The following is a 16,153-nucleotide window of genomic DNA, read 5'->3' as shown; positions in this document are numbered from 1 at the left end:
CAGCGCTATACTGCGCTGAAAAGGCATAACACGAGTTGCATATAATGATGAAAACTACCAAACGTCTGCTGTGCTGTGCGCTTGCCGCCAGCACGCTCATCTCTACCAGCGTTTTCGCCGCCTCCTGGCAGGATTCGCTCTCCAGCGCGGCCAATGAGCTGAGCAAACAAAGCTCCGGCTCGCAAAGCAGCTCGTCGCTCCCTTCCCTGACCAGCCTGCTGAATGGCAGCAATCAGTCGTTGACCTCCAGCAGCATGAATAACGCCGCCGGGATCCTGGAATATTGCGCGAAACAGAAGCTGGCCTCGGTCACCGACACGCAAAACGTCAAAAACCAGGTGCTGGATAAACTGGGGCTCAGTGCTCCTGAGCAGAAGCAAGACACCAACTATATGGACGGGATTCAGGGTCTGCTCAACGCCAAAGATGGTCAACAGCTGGACCTGAACACGATTGGCAACAGCTCGCTGGCGAAGCAGGTAAAAACCAAGGCCTGCGATCTGGTGTTAAAACAGGGCATGAACTTCATTTCCTGACGCACGACATGCCGCGTATAACCTGCGCGGCATCTATTTATTTTCGACAATACATTCACATTCCAAATAAACAGTATTTCCCCACAAAAACGCGCATAACTAAACCAATTCTGAATAACAACGTAATTTAATGTCACTACAATTGCAGCAATGTAACAACGCTATTACATTGTTCTCTCACCAAATGATTAGCCTGCCAGGCAATTGCCCGGTTTACTGAGGATCGACCGTTGTCAGAATTAATCTCCATCACTCTGTTTCTCGCTTCAGTGCTGATTTATGCCTGGAAAGCGGGTCGCAACACCTGGTGGTTTGCCGCCACGTTAACGGTGCTGGGGATTTTTATTGTCTTGAATATCACGCTGTACGCCAGTGACTATTTCACCGGCGACGGGATCAATGACGCGGTTCTCTATACGCTGACCAACAGCCTGACCGGTGCAGGTATCGGCAAATATATCCTGCCGGGCGTTGGGATCGCGCTGGCGCTGACGACCGTTTTTGTCGCTCTCGGCTGGATCCTACGCCGCCGTCGCCATCATCCACATCATGTGGGTTACAGTCTGCTGGCCCTGCTGCTGGCGCTGGCCTCCGTTGACGCCAGCCCAGCGTTTCACCAGATAACCGAACTGGTGAAGTCGCAGTCGCGCGATGGCGATCCTGATTTCCCGACGTATTATAAAGAGCCATCGAAAACCATTCCCAACCCGAAGCTGAACCTGGTGTATATCTACGGTGAGAGCCTCGAACGCACCTATTTTAATAACGACGCGTTCCCGGATCTGACCCCGGAACTCGGTGCGTTGAAAAATGAAGGTCTGGATTTCAGCAACACCATGCAGCTGCCGGGTACGGATTACACCATCGCTGGCATGGTCGCCTCCCAGTGCGGTATTCCGCTGTTTGCGCCGTTTGAAGGCAACGCCTCGGCATCAGTTTCCAGCTTCTTCCCCAACAATGTCTGTCTGGGCGATATCCTGAAAAACTCCGGCTATCAAAACTACTTTGTGCAGGGTGCCAACCTGCGCTTTGCTGGCAAAGACGTGTTTCTGAAATCTCACGGCTTTGATCATCTGTACGGTGCAGAAGAGTTAAAAAGCGTAGTGGCGGACCCGGCCTATCGTAACGACTGGGGCTTCTACGACGATACCGTGCTGGACGAAGCGTGGAAAAAATTCGAAGAGCTTTCACGTTCGGGCCAGCGTTTTTCACTGTTTACCCTGACCGTGGATACCCATCATCCGGATGGATTTATCTCACGTAGCTGCAACCGTAAACGTTATGACATCGACGGAAAAGCCAACCAGTCGTTCAGCGCGGTCAGCTGCAGCCAGGAAAACATTGCCGAATTTATCAATAAAATCAAAGCATCTCCGTGGTTTAAAGATACCGTTATCGTGGTATCTTCCGATCATCTGGCGATGAACAACACCGCGTGGAAGTATCTGAACAAGCAGGATCGCAACAACCTGTTCTTCGTACTGCGCGGCGACCAGCCGCAACAGGACACGCTGGCGGTAAAGCGTAACACGATGGATAACGGCGCAACGGTACTGGATATTCTCGGCGGTGATAACTTTATCGGCCTTGGCCGCAGCAGCTTGTCGAGCGAATCCGTGTCGGAAGTGTTCCTGAACATCAAAGAAAAAATGCTGGCGTGGAAGCCCGATATCATTCGCCTGTGGAATTTCCCGAAAGAGATGAAAGAGTTCACCGTCGACCAGGACAAAAATATGATCTCTTTCTCCGGCAGCCATTTCCGTCTGCCGCTGCTGCTGCGCGTCTCGGACAAACGCGTTGAGCCGCTGCCGGAAAGCGAATACTCGGCTCCACTGCGCTTCCAGCTGGCGGATTTCGCCCCGCGCGATAACTTCGTCTGGGTCGATCGCTGCTACAAAATGGCACAACTGTGGGCGCCAGAGCTGGCGCTCTCTACCGACTGGTGCGTATCGCAGGGGCAGCTGGGCGGACAGCAAATCGTACAGCACGTCGATAAAGCTAAGTGGAAAAGTAAAACCGTATTTAAAGACACGGTGATCGACATGGAGCGCTATAAAGGTAATGTCGATACGCTGAAAATTGTCGATAACGACATTCGCTACAAAGCAGATAGCTTCGTTTTCAACGTGGCGGGTGCGCCGGAAGAGGTCAAACAGTTTAGCGGCATATCACGCCCCGAATCCTGGGGACGCTGGTCTAATGCGCAACTCAGCGAAGAAGTAACGATTGAGTACAAAGCTCCGCTACCGAAGAAATTCGATCTGGTCATTACCGCGAAAGCCTTCGGCGACAATGCTAATCGCCCTATTCCCGTGCGCGTTGGCAACGAGGAACAGACGCTGGTGTTAGGCCATGACGTCACCACCACCATCTTACATTTTGATAACCCGGCTGATGCCGATACGCTGGTAATTGTTCCACCCGATCCGGTCGCCACCAACGAGGGCAATATTCTCGGTCACTCACCGCGTAAGCTGGGGGTCGGGATGGTTGAAATCAAAGTAGTGGCTCAGGGTTCGTAACATGAAAGGCCTGATAGCGCTTTGCTTATCAGGCCTATCGTGAACCAAATGTATTGTCTGAAAAAAAAACAGCGCCCAACACCACACCGGGCGCTGCATGGCAACCTTATTCCAGACCGTTCACCGTCTGGCGCATACCCTGCACCAGAATCATCTCCAGATTGGCCGTTACCTGCCCGGCAAGGCCAGGTAACAACGTCAAATCCTCTCCCCAGTGCGCCGCATCGCCAAGCACGGCATCCACCAGTTCACGCAGCGTTAAATCATTGCCAACTCGCGGCCACAGGCTGGCATACAGGCTTATCCACTGCTCGTCATCCTGTATTGGATAGCGTTCCCCGTCGCGCTCTGCGCGATAAAACGCCAGCAGCGCAGCAAAGGCAAACGTTAACCGCGCGGGCCAGTGCCCATTTTGTTGACCCGCCAGCAGCTGCGGCAAAATTCGGGTGCGGAATTTAGTCATCCCGTTAAGCGCAATGGAAAGCAACTGGTGGCGAATGTAGGGATTCTGAAAACGCCCGCTCACCGCGTCGGCAAATTCACGCAATTCATCCGCCGGGAGATCCAACACCGGAATAATCTCCTCACTAATCGCCCGCTCGACAAAGCGGCGGACATCAGCATCCTGCATCGCCTCACCAACGGTCTCCAGCCCGCACAGCCACGCGACCGGCACCAGAGCCGTATGCGCACCATTGAGGATAGCGACCTTACGCTCTTTATACGGTTTGATATCGCTCACCACCCGGATATTCAGCGGACACTGCGCCAGCTTCAGCTCCTCTGCCAGCCACTGCGGCCCCTGGATCACAAACAGGTAAAAATGCTCCGCGGTATCGAGAAACGCATCGTGATAGCCTAGCGTAGCCTCCAGCGCAGCGGCTTCTTCACGCGGATAGCCGGTGACAATACGGTCGACCAGCGTGGAACAGAACGTGTTTGCCGTCTCCACCCAGTCGGCAAATGCCGGAGGAAGTTGCCACTCCTGCGCATACCGCAGCACCAGCGTTTTGAGCGCCTCACCGTTATAGTCGATAAGCTCGCACGGGATAATTACCCAGCCCTTATCCACCGCGCCCGCAAAGTGGTTAAAGCGCTCCAACAGCAGGCGTGTCAGCTTGGCCGGAAAACTCACCGGCGGCGCGTCATCCACACGGTCCGCTGCGTGATAGCTAATTCCGGCTTCGGTGGTATTCGAAAACACAAAACGGATGTCCGCATTGTGCGCCAGCGCCAGATACGCCGCGAAATCCTGATACGGGTTGATTTCGTTATTCACCGAACGGATAAGCCGTGCCTCACTCACTGCCTCACCCTGCTCGTTTAGCCCGCGAATAAGCGTGGTATACAGCCCGTCCTGGGTATTCAGCGACGGCGGAAAATCGGTATTGATCGGGCGAACGATGGTCACGCCAGCGTTCAGATCGGTTTGCTCGTTGAGGATATCCAGTTGCCAGTCAACAAACGCCCGCAGGAAGTTTCCTTCACCAAACTGGATCACGCGCGTTGGGTAGCTGGCCCCCGGAAAATCACGTCGATTCAATGTCTTCATCGTATTTCCCCTCTCAGAACGTGATCACGCCTTTAATCAGCTCACGGTTGTTAATCACATCCCGTTCGTAGATTTCTGCCAGTGTGGCAAACGCGTAACGGTGCGTGAGCATCATGTCAGCGGTCAGTTTGCCTTCCGACATCAGACGGCCCACTTTGGCGAAATCTTCCGGCGTGGCGTTGCGACTGCCCATCATGGTGGTCTCTTTCTTGTGGAACTCCGGATCAGAGAACTGCAAATCGCCTTTGAACAGCCCAACGAAAACGATGCTGCCGCCATGACGAATCAAATTCACCGTGTTGTTCATCGCATGCTGATTCCCCGTGGCATCAATAACCTTTTGCGCCAACGAACCGCCAAACTGAGCGCGTAGCTGCGCATCAAAATCTTCAGCGGATGGGTCGATAACCGGGAGTCCCAACCGGGAAGACACGTGCTCCCGGCGTGCTGGACTGGTATCGGCGACCACCACCTGTGCGCCATCGGCTTTGGCAATCGCTGCCGCCCCCAGACCAATCGGACCCGCGCCGACCACCAGCACTTGCTCACCCGGCGCCACCGCCGCCCGGCGTACCGCATGCGCGCTGATAGCGTAAGGCTCAATCAGTGCCGCCGCCTGCGGGTCAATCCCCTGCGCATCCAGCAGGTTGGTCACCGGAACAGAAAGATATTCACTGAAACCGCCATCCTGGTGCACGCCAATCACTGAAATCTTCTCGCAGCAGTTAGTGCGCCCGCTCAGGCATGCCGGACACTGCTGGCAGGCCACGTAAGGAATAACCGCCACCTGCTGACCATTTTTCAGATTCTGTATATTCTTACCCAGACCGACAATTTCCCCACATATTTCATGACCTAATACACGCGGGTAGCTGAAAAAAGGCTGATTGCCACCCCAGGCGTGAATATCGGTACCACAAATCCCTACCGACTTAATTTTAATTAATGCTTCACCCTCACCCGGAATAGGTATTTCGCGCTCTTTCCAGACTAATTTTTTAGGTTCCTGGCAAATCAACGTATTCATCGTAGACATGATTCTGCTCTCCTGTTTTTTTGTTGCCTCAGATATCAACGAAAATAAAAAAGACGGAGAAAGCAGAAACACAATCTGTGAATCCCAGCGCATAAAAATGTTTTAAATCGGGTTTTAATAGATAAAAAGGAGAAGCCATGAGCCGTTCGCAGAACTTACGCCACAATGTGATTAACCAGATAATCGATGATATGGCGCGTGGTCATATCCCTTCCCCACTCCCCTCACAAAGCGCACTGGCGGAGATGTACAACATCAGCCGCACCACCGTGCGCCATATGCTGAGCCACTTAGGCGAGTGCGGCGTTCTGACCCAGGTCGGCAGCCACTACGTCATCGTGCGAAAACCCGACCATGACGATGGTTTTGCCTGCACCACCGCCTCCATGACCGAGCAAAACCGGATTTTTGAACAGGCGTTTTTCACCATGATCAACCAGCGACAGCTGCGTGCAGGCGAGAGCTTCTCCGAACTGCAGCTTGCCAGAGCTGCAGGCGTCAGCCCGGTGGTAGTACGGGAATATCTTTTAAAATTCGAACGTTACAACCTGATTAAAAACGAAAAACGCGGTCAGTGGAGCATGAAGCAGTTCGATCAGGCCTATGCGGAACAGCTGTTTGAACTCAGAGAGATGCTGGAAACGCATTCTCTGCAGCATTTCCTCAATCTGCCTGACGATGACCCGCGTTGGTTGCAGGCTAAAACGCTGCTGGAGCGCCATCGGATCCTACGCGACAGCATTGGCAGCAGCTTTCGCATGTTCTCGCAGTTAGATCGTGAGTTCCATGCTTTGCTACTCTCTGCTGCCGATAATGTATTTTTTAATCAATCACTTGAAATCATCTCCGTGATTTTCCACTTCCACTATCAGTGGGATGAGAGCGACCTCAAGCAGCGTAACATCATTGCCATTGATGAGCATATGACCATCCTCAGCGCGCTAATATGTCGCAGCGACCTGGATGCCACCCTCGCGCTCTGTAACCATTTGAATTCAGCCAAACAATCGATGATTCGCTCCATCAACCAGGGTTGTAACGTCGCTCATTAAGTACCGATAAAAAACAGCAAATCATTACCGGGAGCACGATTTTATAAAAATAAAAACGCCTGAAAAATACCTCTTGCCTATGCTCACGCTAAGTCGACTGCATTAAAAACTTTTGTGAGCAGTGATGAGCAAATTGATTCATCACTGGTATTTTTTCAATACTGCACAGTCCTGCTGTGTGAAAAATAAATTATTGAGGTTCAGGAGTCCGGCGTGGAAAAAAATAATATTACCCTCGACCCAAGTTCTTCGTTTGGCACGTCGTCATCTGCGGATATTAATGTTCCGCCTGAGGGCATGGTGCAACGCAGTAGCCGAATTAAACGTATCCAGACCACAGCAATGATTTTATTATTTTTTGCTGCGGTGATTAATTACCTCGACCGCAGCTCACTGTCGGTCGCCAACTTAACGATTCGTGAAGAACTGGGGTTGAGTGCCACGCAAATCGGCGTGCTGCTGTCGGTATTCTCTCTTGCTTACGGTATTGCGCAACTGCCCTGCGGTCCGCTGCTGGATCGCAAAGGTCCGCGCATTATGCTGGGACTGGGGATGTTCTTCTGGTCTCTGTTTCAGGCACTATCCGGCATGGTGCACAGCTTCACCCAGTTTGTGTTGGTGCGTATCGGGATGGGGATCGGCGAAGCGCCAATGAACCCGTGCGGCGTAAAGGTCATCAACGACTGGTTTAACATCAAAGAGCGCGGCCGCCCGATGGGATTATTCAACGCCGCCTCCACCATCGGGGTTGCCATTAGCCCGCCGATTCTGGCTGCCATGATGCTGGTAATGGGCTGGCGCTGGATGTTCATCACCATTGGCGTGCTGGGTATTTTCCTCGCCATCGGCTGGTACATGCTGTATCGCAACCGCGAGCAAATTGAGCTGAGCGCCACGGAACAAGCGTACCTGAACGCTGGCAGCGTCAATGCCCGCCGCGATCCGCTGAGCTTTGCCGAATGGCGCAGCCTGTTCCGCAACCGTACCATGTGGGGCATGATGCTGGGCTTTAGCGGCATCAACTATACCGCATGGCTATACCTGGCCTGGCTGCCGGGCTACCTGCAAACCTCCTACAACCTGGATTTAAAAAGCACCGGATTAATGGCGGCGATCCCGTTCCTGTTTGGCGCAGCCGGCATGCTAATTAACGGTTTTGTCACCGACTGGCTGGTGAAAGGCGGTATGGCGCCGATTAAGAGCCGTAAGATTTGTATTATCGCCGGGATGTTCTGCTCCGCAGCCTTCACCTTCGTCGTGCCGCAGGCCACAACGTCAATGGCCGCCGTGTTACTGATCGGTATGGCGCTGTTCTGTATCCACTTCGCAGGTACCTCGTGCTGGGGTCTGATCCACGTCGCTGTCGCCTCACGTATGACCGCTTCCGTGGGCAGTATCCAGAACTTTGCCAGCTTTATCTGCGCATCGTTTGCGCCGATCGTCACCGGGTTTATTGTTGATACCACCAACTCTTTCCGCCTGGCGCTGATCATCTGCGGCTGCGTCACCATGGTGGGCGCCCTCGCCTACATCTTCCTGGTTCGCCAACCCATTAGCGATCCGCGTAAAGATTAATCCTCCAGATGCCCGATAACAACGTGCTTATCGGGCATGTTATGCTCCTCATATGAACATCACCTTGCGCGCCACTACCCTGGCAGATACTGCCGCTCTTCCCGCCATCGAACGATCTGCGGGGCAACGTTTTTTACTCATCCCCGAACTGGCGTGGATTGCTGAAGACCAGATTTTATCGGCTACTCAGCATCAGGCTTTTGCCGCCGCAGGCATGAGCTGGCTGGTGCAGGTCGATGCGCTTCCGGTCGGTTTTTTGGTTGCCGAAACGCTGGGGTCATCGCTGTTTATTGCTGAACTGTCGCTGCATCTGGAGTGGCAGGGAAAAGGAATTGGCCGCAGATTGATTGAGTATGTTGCCGAACAGGCGCGCAAGAAAGGTTACACGTCGCTCACGCTGACCACCTTCCGCGATGTGACGTGGAATGCGCCATGGTACGCGCGACTGGGATTTGAAATACTGGCTGACGAGACGCTGCCTGCAAAGTTGCGCCAGAAAAGAGAAGAGGAAGCAGCGCATGGACTGGCATTTGAATCGCGCTGCGCCATGCACCTGATGTTGCGCTAATTGCCCGATGGCGGCTACGCCTTATCGGGCCTACGTAACATTTCCGGTAAGCCCGATAAGCGGCAGCACCATCCGGCAACCACGTATCTTTCCCCGTAGGCCGGATAAGCGACAGCGCCATCCGGCAACCACGTAACTTTCCCGTAGGCCGGATAAGCGACAGCGCCATCCGGCATCACAGGCTTAGAACGTTTCCCAGTTATCCCCGGAATCCGTTACCGCGGCTTTGCGCGGCTGGACCGTTGAAACCGGTTTTGCTGTCGCAACATCGCGAGCACGCTGTTGGTCATGCTGAATACGGAACACGGCAACGGCCTGAGTCAGGCGGCTGGCCTGCTCTTCCAGCGCCGCAGCGGCGGCGGCGGATTCTTCCACCAGCGAGGCGTTCTGCTGCGTCACGCGATCCATCTCGGCAACGGCCAGACCAACCTGGTCAATACCGCGGCTCTGTTCATCAGAAGCAGAGGCGATTTCACCCATGATATCGGTCACGCGGGTTACCGCATTGACGATCTCATCCATGGTTTCACCGGCGCTTTCAACAAGCGTTGAACCGACATCCACACGGCTGACCGAGTCTTCAATCAGGCTCTTAATCTCGCGCGCGGCCTGCGCACTACGCTGGGCCAGGTTACGTACTTCACCCGCAACTACCGCAAATCCACGGCCCTGCTCACCTGCACGTGCCGCTTCTACCGCAGCGTTGAGCGCCAGAATGTTAGTCTGGAAGGCAATGCCGTCGATGACGCTGATAATGTCGGCGATTTTCTGCGAACTGGATGCGATGTCACGCATGGTTTGCACCACGTTATCCACCACTTTGCCGCCTTTCTGCGCGGTTTCAGAAGCACTCAGCGCCAGATGGCTGGCCTGACGCGCGTTTTCGGCGTTCTGCTTAACGGTCGCCGTCAGTTGTTCCATGCTGGCCGCAGTTTCTTCCAGGGAAGCCGCCTGCTGCTCGGTACGGGAGGAGAGATCGTTGTTGCCCATCGCAATCTCGCTGGCACCGCTGTAAATCGCGTTGGCACCGTTACGCACGTCACCCACGGTATTCATCAGCTCACCCTGCATGTGACGCAGGCTTTCCGCCAGTTGCCCAATCTCGTTGGACCCTTCCACTTCAATACGTTTCACCAGGTCACCGCTGGCGATATGACGAATGCTGTCGATCAGACGGTTCATTGGGGAGATAAGGGTCAGCTTGATACCAAACCACACCGCAATAATCGCCGCCAGTACGGTAATCAGCACGCAGATCAGCACCCACATCGCCTGGCTGTAAGAGCTGTTGTTATCTTCCACCGCGATGTCATACAGGCGATCATTCTGCTGCATGTAACTCATGTACTGCTTCTCAAAGCCATCCTGATAGCTCTGCGTCGGTTGATCAAAGAATGCGTTGATCTTCCCGTCACCCAGTAACTGGATCAGCTCCGCCAGCGCACCATGATAGATGTCATAGGTGCGGTTGATCTCCTGGAAAGCGGCTTCGCTTTGGCGCGGATCGCGCGGGAGCGACTCGTAAATCGCCCAGTTTTTTTCCGTCAGCTTCAGCGCCGTACTCGCCACCTGCATCAGCTCGGCAACGGTCGCGCCGCTACCGATATTGCTCTGATCCATCATGTAGCGAATGCCTGCCCGGTTCAGGGTGTTACGCGTTTGCAGCAGCTCAACCCAGGTGGCGTTCAGCGCAGACTGTTGCTGGCGAATGGTTTGCAGAACGGTAAAGTTCTCTTTGTCATTCTTAAGTGAGTTAAAAAACAAGCCGCCCGAGGCGAGCTGTAAAAGGCCAAATAGCGCCAATACCAGCAGTAAGCTGGTAACAATCTTCATTCGTTTTAACATGTTTTCTCTTTCCGCTAGACAGATACTCTGGTTTTCGGCCTGGAAAGAGAAAACTTTATGGTGCCAGCAATTGCCACAGAATTATCGTTTTCACATTAAATACCGTTCCCTATGACAAATTACGCAAAAAATTAGTCGTTCCATTACGTCTTAGGTGTAGGATTCCGGTTTTTGAAGGAAAGGATGCTTCTATGTTAAATCGCGATTTTGATCACCTATCCACCCTCGCACACCACTTTTTTGAACGTGAAGATATTCGCCAAAAGCTCAATATCATCGATCAGTACAACATCTCCGGTTGGGAAGTCTGGATGCAGATAGAATTTGCCAATCTGCTGGCTTCAACTGGTCATGAATGGTGGCGTGAACAAACTCTTGCTTGCGATCTCCGGAAAAATCCACAGCGTTTGTCAGTGCGTGCAGATTTCTTGTTGCGGAAAAAAGGCTGGACGCAAGATAGCTACATTGCGCTTGAACTCAAACAGAACCAGGATCCGACAAGCTGCGTCAGAAATATGATTGCTGATTTGGTTAAAAGCGCAAAAATCAAACGTTCGGAATTAGAGCTGCGTAGCTTCTGGACGCTGGGGGTAACGCCCCGCATAGATAAAGAGCGTCTCGATGAACTCATTGACTACTATCTGGATGAAAAATATTACCTGACTAAATCACGTAAGAAACATGTGTTGCTCAGAGACATCGAACATACGCCTTACTGTTATATCGTAATCTGAGTCTCTCAGTGAGGTGCTTTGTCAGTGGGAAAACACGGCATGTAGGCAGGCAAACGCTATAATGCCGTGATCTCAATCACATAAATTTCCCCGTTCTCCCCGCAGTTTACCGCTCACTGACACTTGGGACCGCTTAAGCTGACATACAACCGCTCACTTATTTACCTTACTTTACGCGCGTAATTCTCTGGCAAGATCCCCCCAACATAGCAGTCAATTTACCTCCTCAAACACAAGATCAAACCCACGCGGCTTCGGCCAATTATTAATTAGATACCAGGTTTTACTATGGATACGAAAAAGATATTCAAGCACATACCCTGGGTGATTCTCGGAATCATCGGTGCATTCTGCCTCTCGGTAGTGGCATTACGTCGGGGTGAACACATTAGTGCCCTGTGGATCGTGGTCGCCTCAGTTTCTGTTTATCTGGTGGCCTATCGTTACTACAGCCTGTACATCGCCCAAAAGGTGATGAAACTTGACCCAACGCGTGCCACGCCGGCGGTCATCAACAATGACGGTCTGAACTACGTTCCAACCAACCGTAACGTCTTGTTTGGTCACCACTTTGCCGCTATCGCAGGTGCTGGTCCGCTGGTTGGGCCGGTACTGGCTGCGCAGATGGGCTACCTGCCCGGTACGCTGTGGCTGCTGGCAGGCGTCGTGCTGGCCGGTGCGGTGCAGGACTTCATGGTGCTGTTTATCTCTTCCCGCCGTAACGGCGCATCTCTGGGTGAGATGATCAAAGAAGAGATGGGCCCGATCCCGGGAACCATTGCACTGTTCGGCTGCTTCTTAATCATGATCATCATCCTCGCAGTACTGGCGCTGATCGTGGTAAAAGCGCTGGCGGAAAGCCCGTGGGGTGTGTTCACCGTCTGCTCAACCGTACCTATCGCGTTGTTCATGGGGATCTACATGCGATTCCTGCGACCGGGACGCGTGGGCGAAGTGTCGGTGATTGGTATTGTGCTGCTGGTTGCTTCTATCTACTTCGGCGGCGTGATTGCGCACGACCCGTACTGGGGCCCGGCGCTGACCTTTAAAGACACCACCATTACCTTTACCCTGATCGGCTACGCATTTATCTCTGCGCTGCTGCCGGTATGGCTGATCCTCGCCCCGCGCGACTATCTGGCTACCTTCCTGAAAATCGGCGTTATCGTCGGTCTGGCGGTGGGGATTGTTATCCTCAACCCGGAACTGAAAATGCCAGCAATGACCCAGTACGTTGATGGTACCGGTCCGCTGTGGAAAGGCGCTCTGTTCCCGTTCCTGTTCATCACCATCGCGTGTGGTGCGGTATCTGGCTTCCACGCGCTGATTGCTTCCGGAACCACACCGAAGCTGCTGGCCTGTGAAACCGATGCGCGCTTTATCGGTTACGGCGCGATGCTGATGGAATCCTTCGTCGCAATTATGGCGCTGGTTGCCGCGTCTATCATCGAACCAGGTCTGTACTTCGCGATGAACACCCCGCCTGCGGGCCTTGGCATCACCATGCCGAACCTGCATGAAATGAGCGGCGAAAACGCACCGCTGATTATGGCGCAGTTGAAAGACGTCACCGCACATGCGGCAGCGACCGTCAGCTCCTGGGGCTTCGTCATTTCGCCTGAGCAGATCCTGCAGACCGCGAAAGACATCGGTGAACCGTCCGTTCTGAACCGAGCAGGTGGCGCACCGACGCTGGCCGTTGGTATCGCTCACGTATTCCACAAAGTGCTGCCGATGGCTGATATGGGCTTCTGGTACCACTTCGGTATTCTTTTTGAAGCGCTGTTCATCCTGACCGCACTGGATGCCGGTACCCGTTCTGGCCGCTTTATGCTGCAGGATTTACTGGGTAACTTCGTGCCGTTCCTGAAGAAAACCGATTCTCTGGTTGCGGGTATCATCGGTACTGCGGGCTGCGTAGGCCTGTGGGGTTACCTGCTGTATCAAGGCGTTGTTGACCCGCTGGGCGGCGTTAAGAGCCTGTGGCCGCTGTTCGGTATCTCTAACCAGATGCTGGCTGCCGTGGCACTGGTTCTCGGCACCGTGGTACTGGTTAAAATGCAGCGCACCAAATACATCTGGGTTACCGTTGTTCCGGCAGTATGGCTGCTTATCTGCACCACATGGGCGCTGGGTCTGAAACTGTTCAGCACCAACCCGCAGATGGAAGGCTTCTTCTTCATGGCGAATCAGTACAAAGAGAAGATTGCTAACGGCGGCGAACTGACCGCTCAGCAGATTGCCAACATGAACCACATCGTCGTCAACAACTACACCAACGCAGGTCTGAGTATTCTGTTCCTGGTGGTGGTGTACAGCATCATTTTCTACGGGTTCCGTACCTGGCAGAAAGCCCGCGCCATCAACGGTCGCTCTGATAAAGAGACACCGTATGTACCGGTGCCGGAAGGCGGCGTGAAGACCTCTTCACACCACTAACCTGAAGCCGGGTGGCGAACTGCGCTCCCGGCCTACAAAGTAAAGTTAACGTAGGCCGGATCAGGCGCAAGCCGCCATCCGGCTTTATTCATTAACAGGGCGTTCCATGTTTGGTACTTTAGGTCAGGCAAAAAAATATCTCGGTCAGGCGGCGAAAATGCTGATTGGTATTCCGGACTACGACAACTACGTCGAGCACATGAAGACCAACCATCCCGATAAGCCGTACATGACCTACGAAGAATTCTTCCGCGAGCGCCAGGAAGCCCGCTACGGTAGCGGCGGAAGCAGTTGCTGTTAGAAGGAGAAGTGAATGACCCCGATTGCAGTTACCCTACTCACCGGTTTTCTTGGCGCGGGTAAAACCACCCTGCTGCGCCATATTCTCAACGAGCAGCACGGTTACAAGATTGCCGTTATCGAAAACGAATTCGGCGAAGTCTCGGTGGACGATCAGCTGATTGGCGATCGCGCCACGCAGATCAAAACCCTGACCAACGGCTGCATTTGCTGTACCCGCTCCAGTGAGCTGGAAGACGCACTGTTAGACCTGCTCGACAACCTCGACAAAGGCGCCATCAATTTCGACCGTCTGGTGATCGAATGCACCGGCATGGCCGATCCCGGCCCGATTATTCAGACCTTTTTCTCCCATGAAGTGATTTGCGAACGCTACCTGCTGGACGGCGTAATTGCGCTGGTTGACGCGGTACATGCCGACGAGCAGATGAACCAGTTCACCATCGCCCAGTCGCAGGCCGGCTACGCCGACCGGATCCTGCTGACCAAAACCGACGTCGCGGGTGAAAGCGAAAAACTGCGTGAGCGTCTGGCACGCATCAACGCCCGTGCGCCGATTTACACCGTCACGCATGGCGATATCGACCTCTCCCTGCTGTTCGACACCAACGGCTTTATGCTGGAAGAGAACGTGGTCAGCGCCAAACCGCGCTTCCACTTTATCGCCGACAAGCAAAACGATATCTCCTCGATCGTCGTCGAGCTGGATTACCCGGTAAACATCAGCGACGTGTCGCGAGTGATGGAAAACCTGCTGCTGGAATCCGCCGAGAAGCTGCTGCGCTATAAAGGCATGCTGTGGATTGAAGGCGAGCCGAACCGCCTGCTGTTCCAGGGCGTGCAGCGCTTGTACAGCGCCGACTGGGACCGCCCGTGGGGTGACGAGCAACCGCACAGCCAACTGGTGTTTATCGGTATTAATCTGCCGGAAGACGAGATCCGAGCCGCGTTTGCGGGATTGAAGAAGTAATCCCCTGCTGAATTGCCCGGTGGCGCTACGCTTACCGGGCCTACTAATGGCACTTTCCCGTAGGCCGGATCAGGCGCAGCCGCCATCCGGCACTCACTGCCCCAGTATAAGGCTATTTCTTGTTTTGCTCTCTCAGCATAGCCTCGCGCAAAATAGCATTCAGCCGTGTCTGGTAACCCTTCCCGGGGCGCTTTAGCCACTCCATCACATCGGCATCAATGCGCACCGATGCCTGCGTTTTCAACGGACGGAAAAACTTACCGCGATGAGCCTCTGACCACTGCTCATCTTCGGTCACGGGAACGTCGCTGTAATCAATATCATCATCCGGTTTATTCGCCAGCGCCTTCAGTTCAGCCTCATGCTGAGCACTCAGCGCGGATACGCTGCCGCGTTTATGTTTAACCATGCTCATAACGATTCCTCTCTTTACTGTCTGCCTTTCTGGCACTGATGATACGAATGACTTCAAAGCCACTTTCAAACCTAACGCTATGGGCAATCAGAATAACCACAATGCCATGAACGAGACCGATGGTCTGCCACCGATACTCACCGTTCTCATAACGATCCTGTCTGGACAAATGCCGGGGATCGTCGAAAACCAATACTGCGTCCTCAAAGCGAACACCATGTTTACGGTGGTTACTTTGTGCTTTGTTTGCATCCCATTCAAACTCCATTGGCATGTATTTCATCCCTAATTGTATATACAAAAACGTATATACAATTATCTTGCAATTATACCTCGGTTGTTGGAAATAGCTTCACAATTTGACGATCAGGAATTGAATTTTGTAGGCCGGATCAGGCACAGCCGCCATCCGGCATATCTCCCCAACCGTTTATCGCATTCTTGCAGAGCGAGAATGCTGTTTTTCCTCTCTCCAAAAAACATTCATTAAAATGATCTTTAGCGGTAAATGATCACTATAAATTATAAAAACTCGTTATAAATAATCAACTTACAAATTTCTGGTAAAAAGGAGACTATCTACCCGAAGAAAAAATAAGCCTCTTCACA

Annotated in this window: 14 protein-coding genes; 9 read left to right on the top strand and 5 right to left on the bottom strand. The window is 53.2% G+C overall.

The window, feature by feature from the left end; all coding sequences use genetic code 11:
• The first annotated feature begins 44 nt into the window (after positions 1 to 44).
• Together OGY72_RS18885 and opgB are read left to right on the top strand one after the other, a co-directional pair.
• Entirely contained in the window at positions 45 to 536 is a 492-nt protein-coding gene (locus tag OGY72_RS18885; RefSeq protein WP_286548810.1) for a YjjA family protein, read from the top strand.
• Between the two features lie 230 nt (positions 537 to 766).
• Positions 767 to 3,058, top strand: a complete 2,292-nt coding sequence (gene opgB, locus OGY72_RS18880; protein ID WP_286548808.1) for a phosphatidylglycerol--membrane-oligosaccharide glycerophosphotransferase — start codon at positions 767 to 769, stop codon at positions 3,056 to 3,058.
• A gap of 106 nt (positions 3,059 to 3,164) precedes the next feature.
• On the opposite strand, the gene OGY72_RS18875 is transcribed toward opgB, so the two are convergent.
• Both OGY72_RS18875 and OGY72_RS18870 read right to left on the bottom strand, forming a co-directional pair.
• Positions 3,165 to 4,610 carry a tagaturonate reductase gene (locus tag OGY72_RS18875; protein ID WP_286548806.1) on the bottom strand — a complete coding sequence of 482 codons (1,446 nt, stop codon included), beginning with the start codon at positions 4,608 to 4,610 and terminating at the stop codon, positions 3,165 to 3,167.
• A 13-nt stretch (positions 4,611 to 4,623) separates the two neighbouring features.
• Positions 4,624 to 5,646 carry a zinc-binding alcohol dehydrogenase family protein gene (locus OGY72_RS18870; RefSeq protein WP_032942306.1) on the bottom strand — a complete coding sequence of 341 codons (1,023 nt, stop codon included), beginning with the start codon at positions 5,644 to 5,646 and terminating at the stop codon, positions 4,624 to 4,626.
• A gap of 137 nt (positions 5,647 to 5,783) precedes the next feature.
• Here OGY72_RS18870 and OGY72_RS18865 point away from each other — a divergent pair, with 137 nt between their 5' ends.
• From OGY72_RS18865 to OGY72_RS18855, 3 genes are all read left to right on the top strand, one after another.
• Complete coding sequence (locus OGY72_RS18865; protein ID WP_003830023.1) at positions 5,784 to 6,698, top strand: GntR family transcriptional regulator; 915 nt, start codon at positions 5,784 to 5,786, stop codon at positions 6,696 to 6,698.
• Positions 6,699 to 6,911: 213 nt separating this feature from the next.
• Positions 6,912 to 8,273: an MFS transporter gene (locus OGY72_RS18860; RefSeq protein WP_003830025.1), complete on the top strand. Its 1,362-nt coding sequence runs from the start codon at positions 6,912 to 6,914 to the stop codon at positions 8,271 to 8,273.
• 52 nt (positions 8,274 to 8,325) lie between these two features.
• Positions 8,326 to 8,841 (top strand): GNAT family N-acetyltransferase, encoded by a 516-nt coding sequence (locus tag OGY72_RS18855; protein WP_286548803.1) that lies wholly within the window; start codon positions 8,326 to 8,328, stop codon positions 8,839 to 8,841.
• 183 nt (positions 8,842 to 9,024) lie between these two features.
• Here OGY72_RS18855 and tsr read toward each other — a convergent pair whose 3' ends face one another.
• Complete coding sequence (tsr, locus tag OGY72_RS18850; RefSeq protein WP_198579528.1) at positions 9,025 to 10,686, bottom strand: methyl-accepting chemotaxis protein; 1,662 nt, start codon at positions 10,684 to 10,686, stop codon at positions 9,025 to 9,027.
• A gap of 191 nt (positions 10,687 to 10,877) precedes the next feature.
• On the opposite strand from tsr, the gene OGY72_RS18845 reads away from it, so the two are divergent.
• From OGY72_RS18845 to yjiA, 4 genes are all read left to right on the top strand, one after another.
• Positions 10,878 to 11,420: a hypothetical protein gene (locus OGY72_RS18845; protein ID WP_003830032.1), complete on the top strand. Its 543-nt coding sequence runs from the start codon at positions 10,878 to 10,880 to the stop codon at positions 11,418 to 11,420.
• A 288-nt stretch (positions 11,421 to 11,708) separates the two neighbouring features.
• On the top strand, positions 11,709 to 13,859 hold the full coding sequence (gene btsT / locus OGY72_RS18840) for a pyruvate/proton symporter BtsT (RefSeq protein WP_003830033.1): 2,151 nt from the start codon (positions 11,709 to 11,711) through the stop codon (positions 13,857 to 13,859).
• A gap of 106 nt (positions 13,860 to 13,965) precedes the next feature.
• Positions 13,966 to 14,160 (top strand): YbdD/YjiX family protein, encoded by a 195-nt coding sequence (locus OGY72_RS18835; protein ID WP_003830038.1) that lies wholly within the window; start codon positions 13,966 to 13,968, stop codon positions 14,158 to 14,160.
• Positions 14,161 to 14,172: 12 nt separating this feature from the next.
• Entirely contained in the window at positions 14,173 to 15,129 is a 957-nt protein-coding gene (gene yjiA / locus OGY72_RS18830; RefSeq protein ID WP_286548799.1) for a GTPase, read from the top strand.
• 112 nt (positions 15,130 to 15,241) lie between these two features.
• Here the strand turns inward: yjiA and OGY72_RS18825 are convergent, their stop codons facing one another.
• Positions 15,242 to 15,544, bottom strand: coding sequence for a BrnA antitoxin family protein (locus tag OGY72_RS18825; protein WP_003830041.1), 303 nt, complete (start codon positions 15,542 to 15,544; stop codon positions 15,242 to 15,244).
• Positions 15,531 to 15,818 (bottom strand): BrnT family toxin, encoded by a 288-nt coding sequence (locus tag OGY72_RS18820; protein ID WP_286548795.1) that lies wholly within the window; start codon positions 15,816 to 15,818, stop codon positions 15,531 to 15,533. The genes OGY72_RS18825 and OGY72_RS18820 overlap by 14 nt, the downstream gene beginning before the upstream one ends.
• Positions 15,819 to 16,153: the final 335 nt, after the last annotated feature.

Source organism: Citrobacter sp. Cpo221, assembly GCF_030332345.1.
GTDB classification, from domain to species: Bacteria; Pseudomonadota; Gammaproteobacteria; order Enterobacterales; family Enterobacteriaceae; genus Citrobacter; species Citrobacter portucalensis.
Note: the sequence above shows the minus strand (reverse complement) of the source record. Positions and strands in the feature narration are given on the sequence as shown.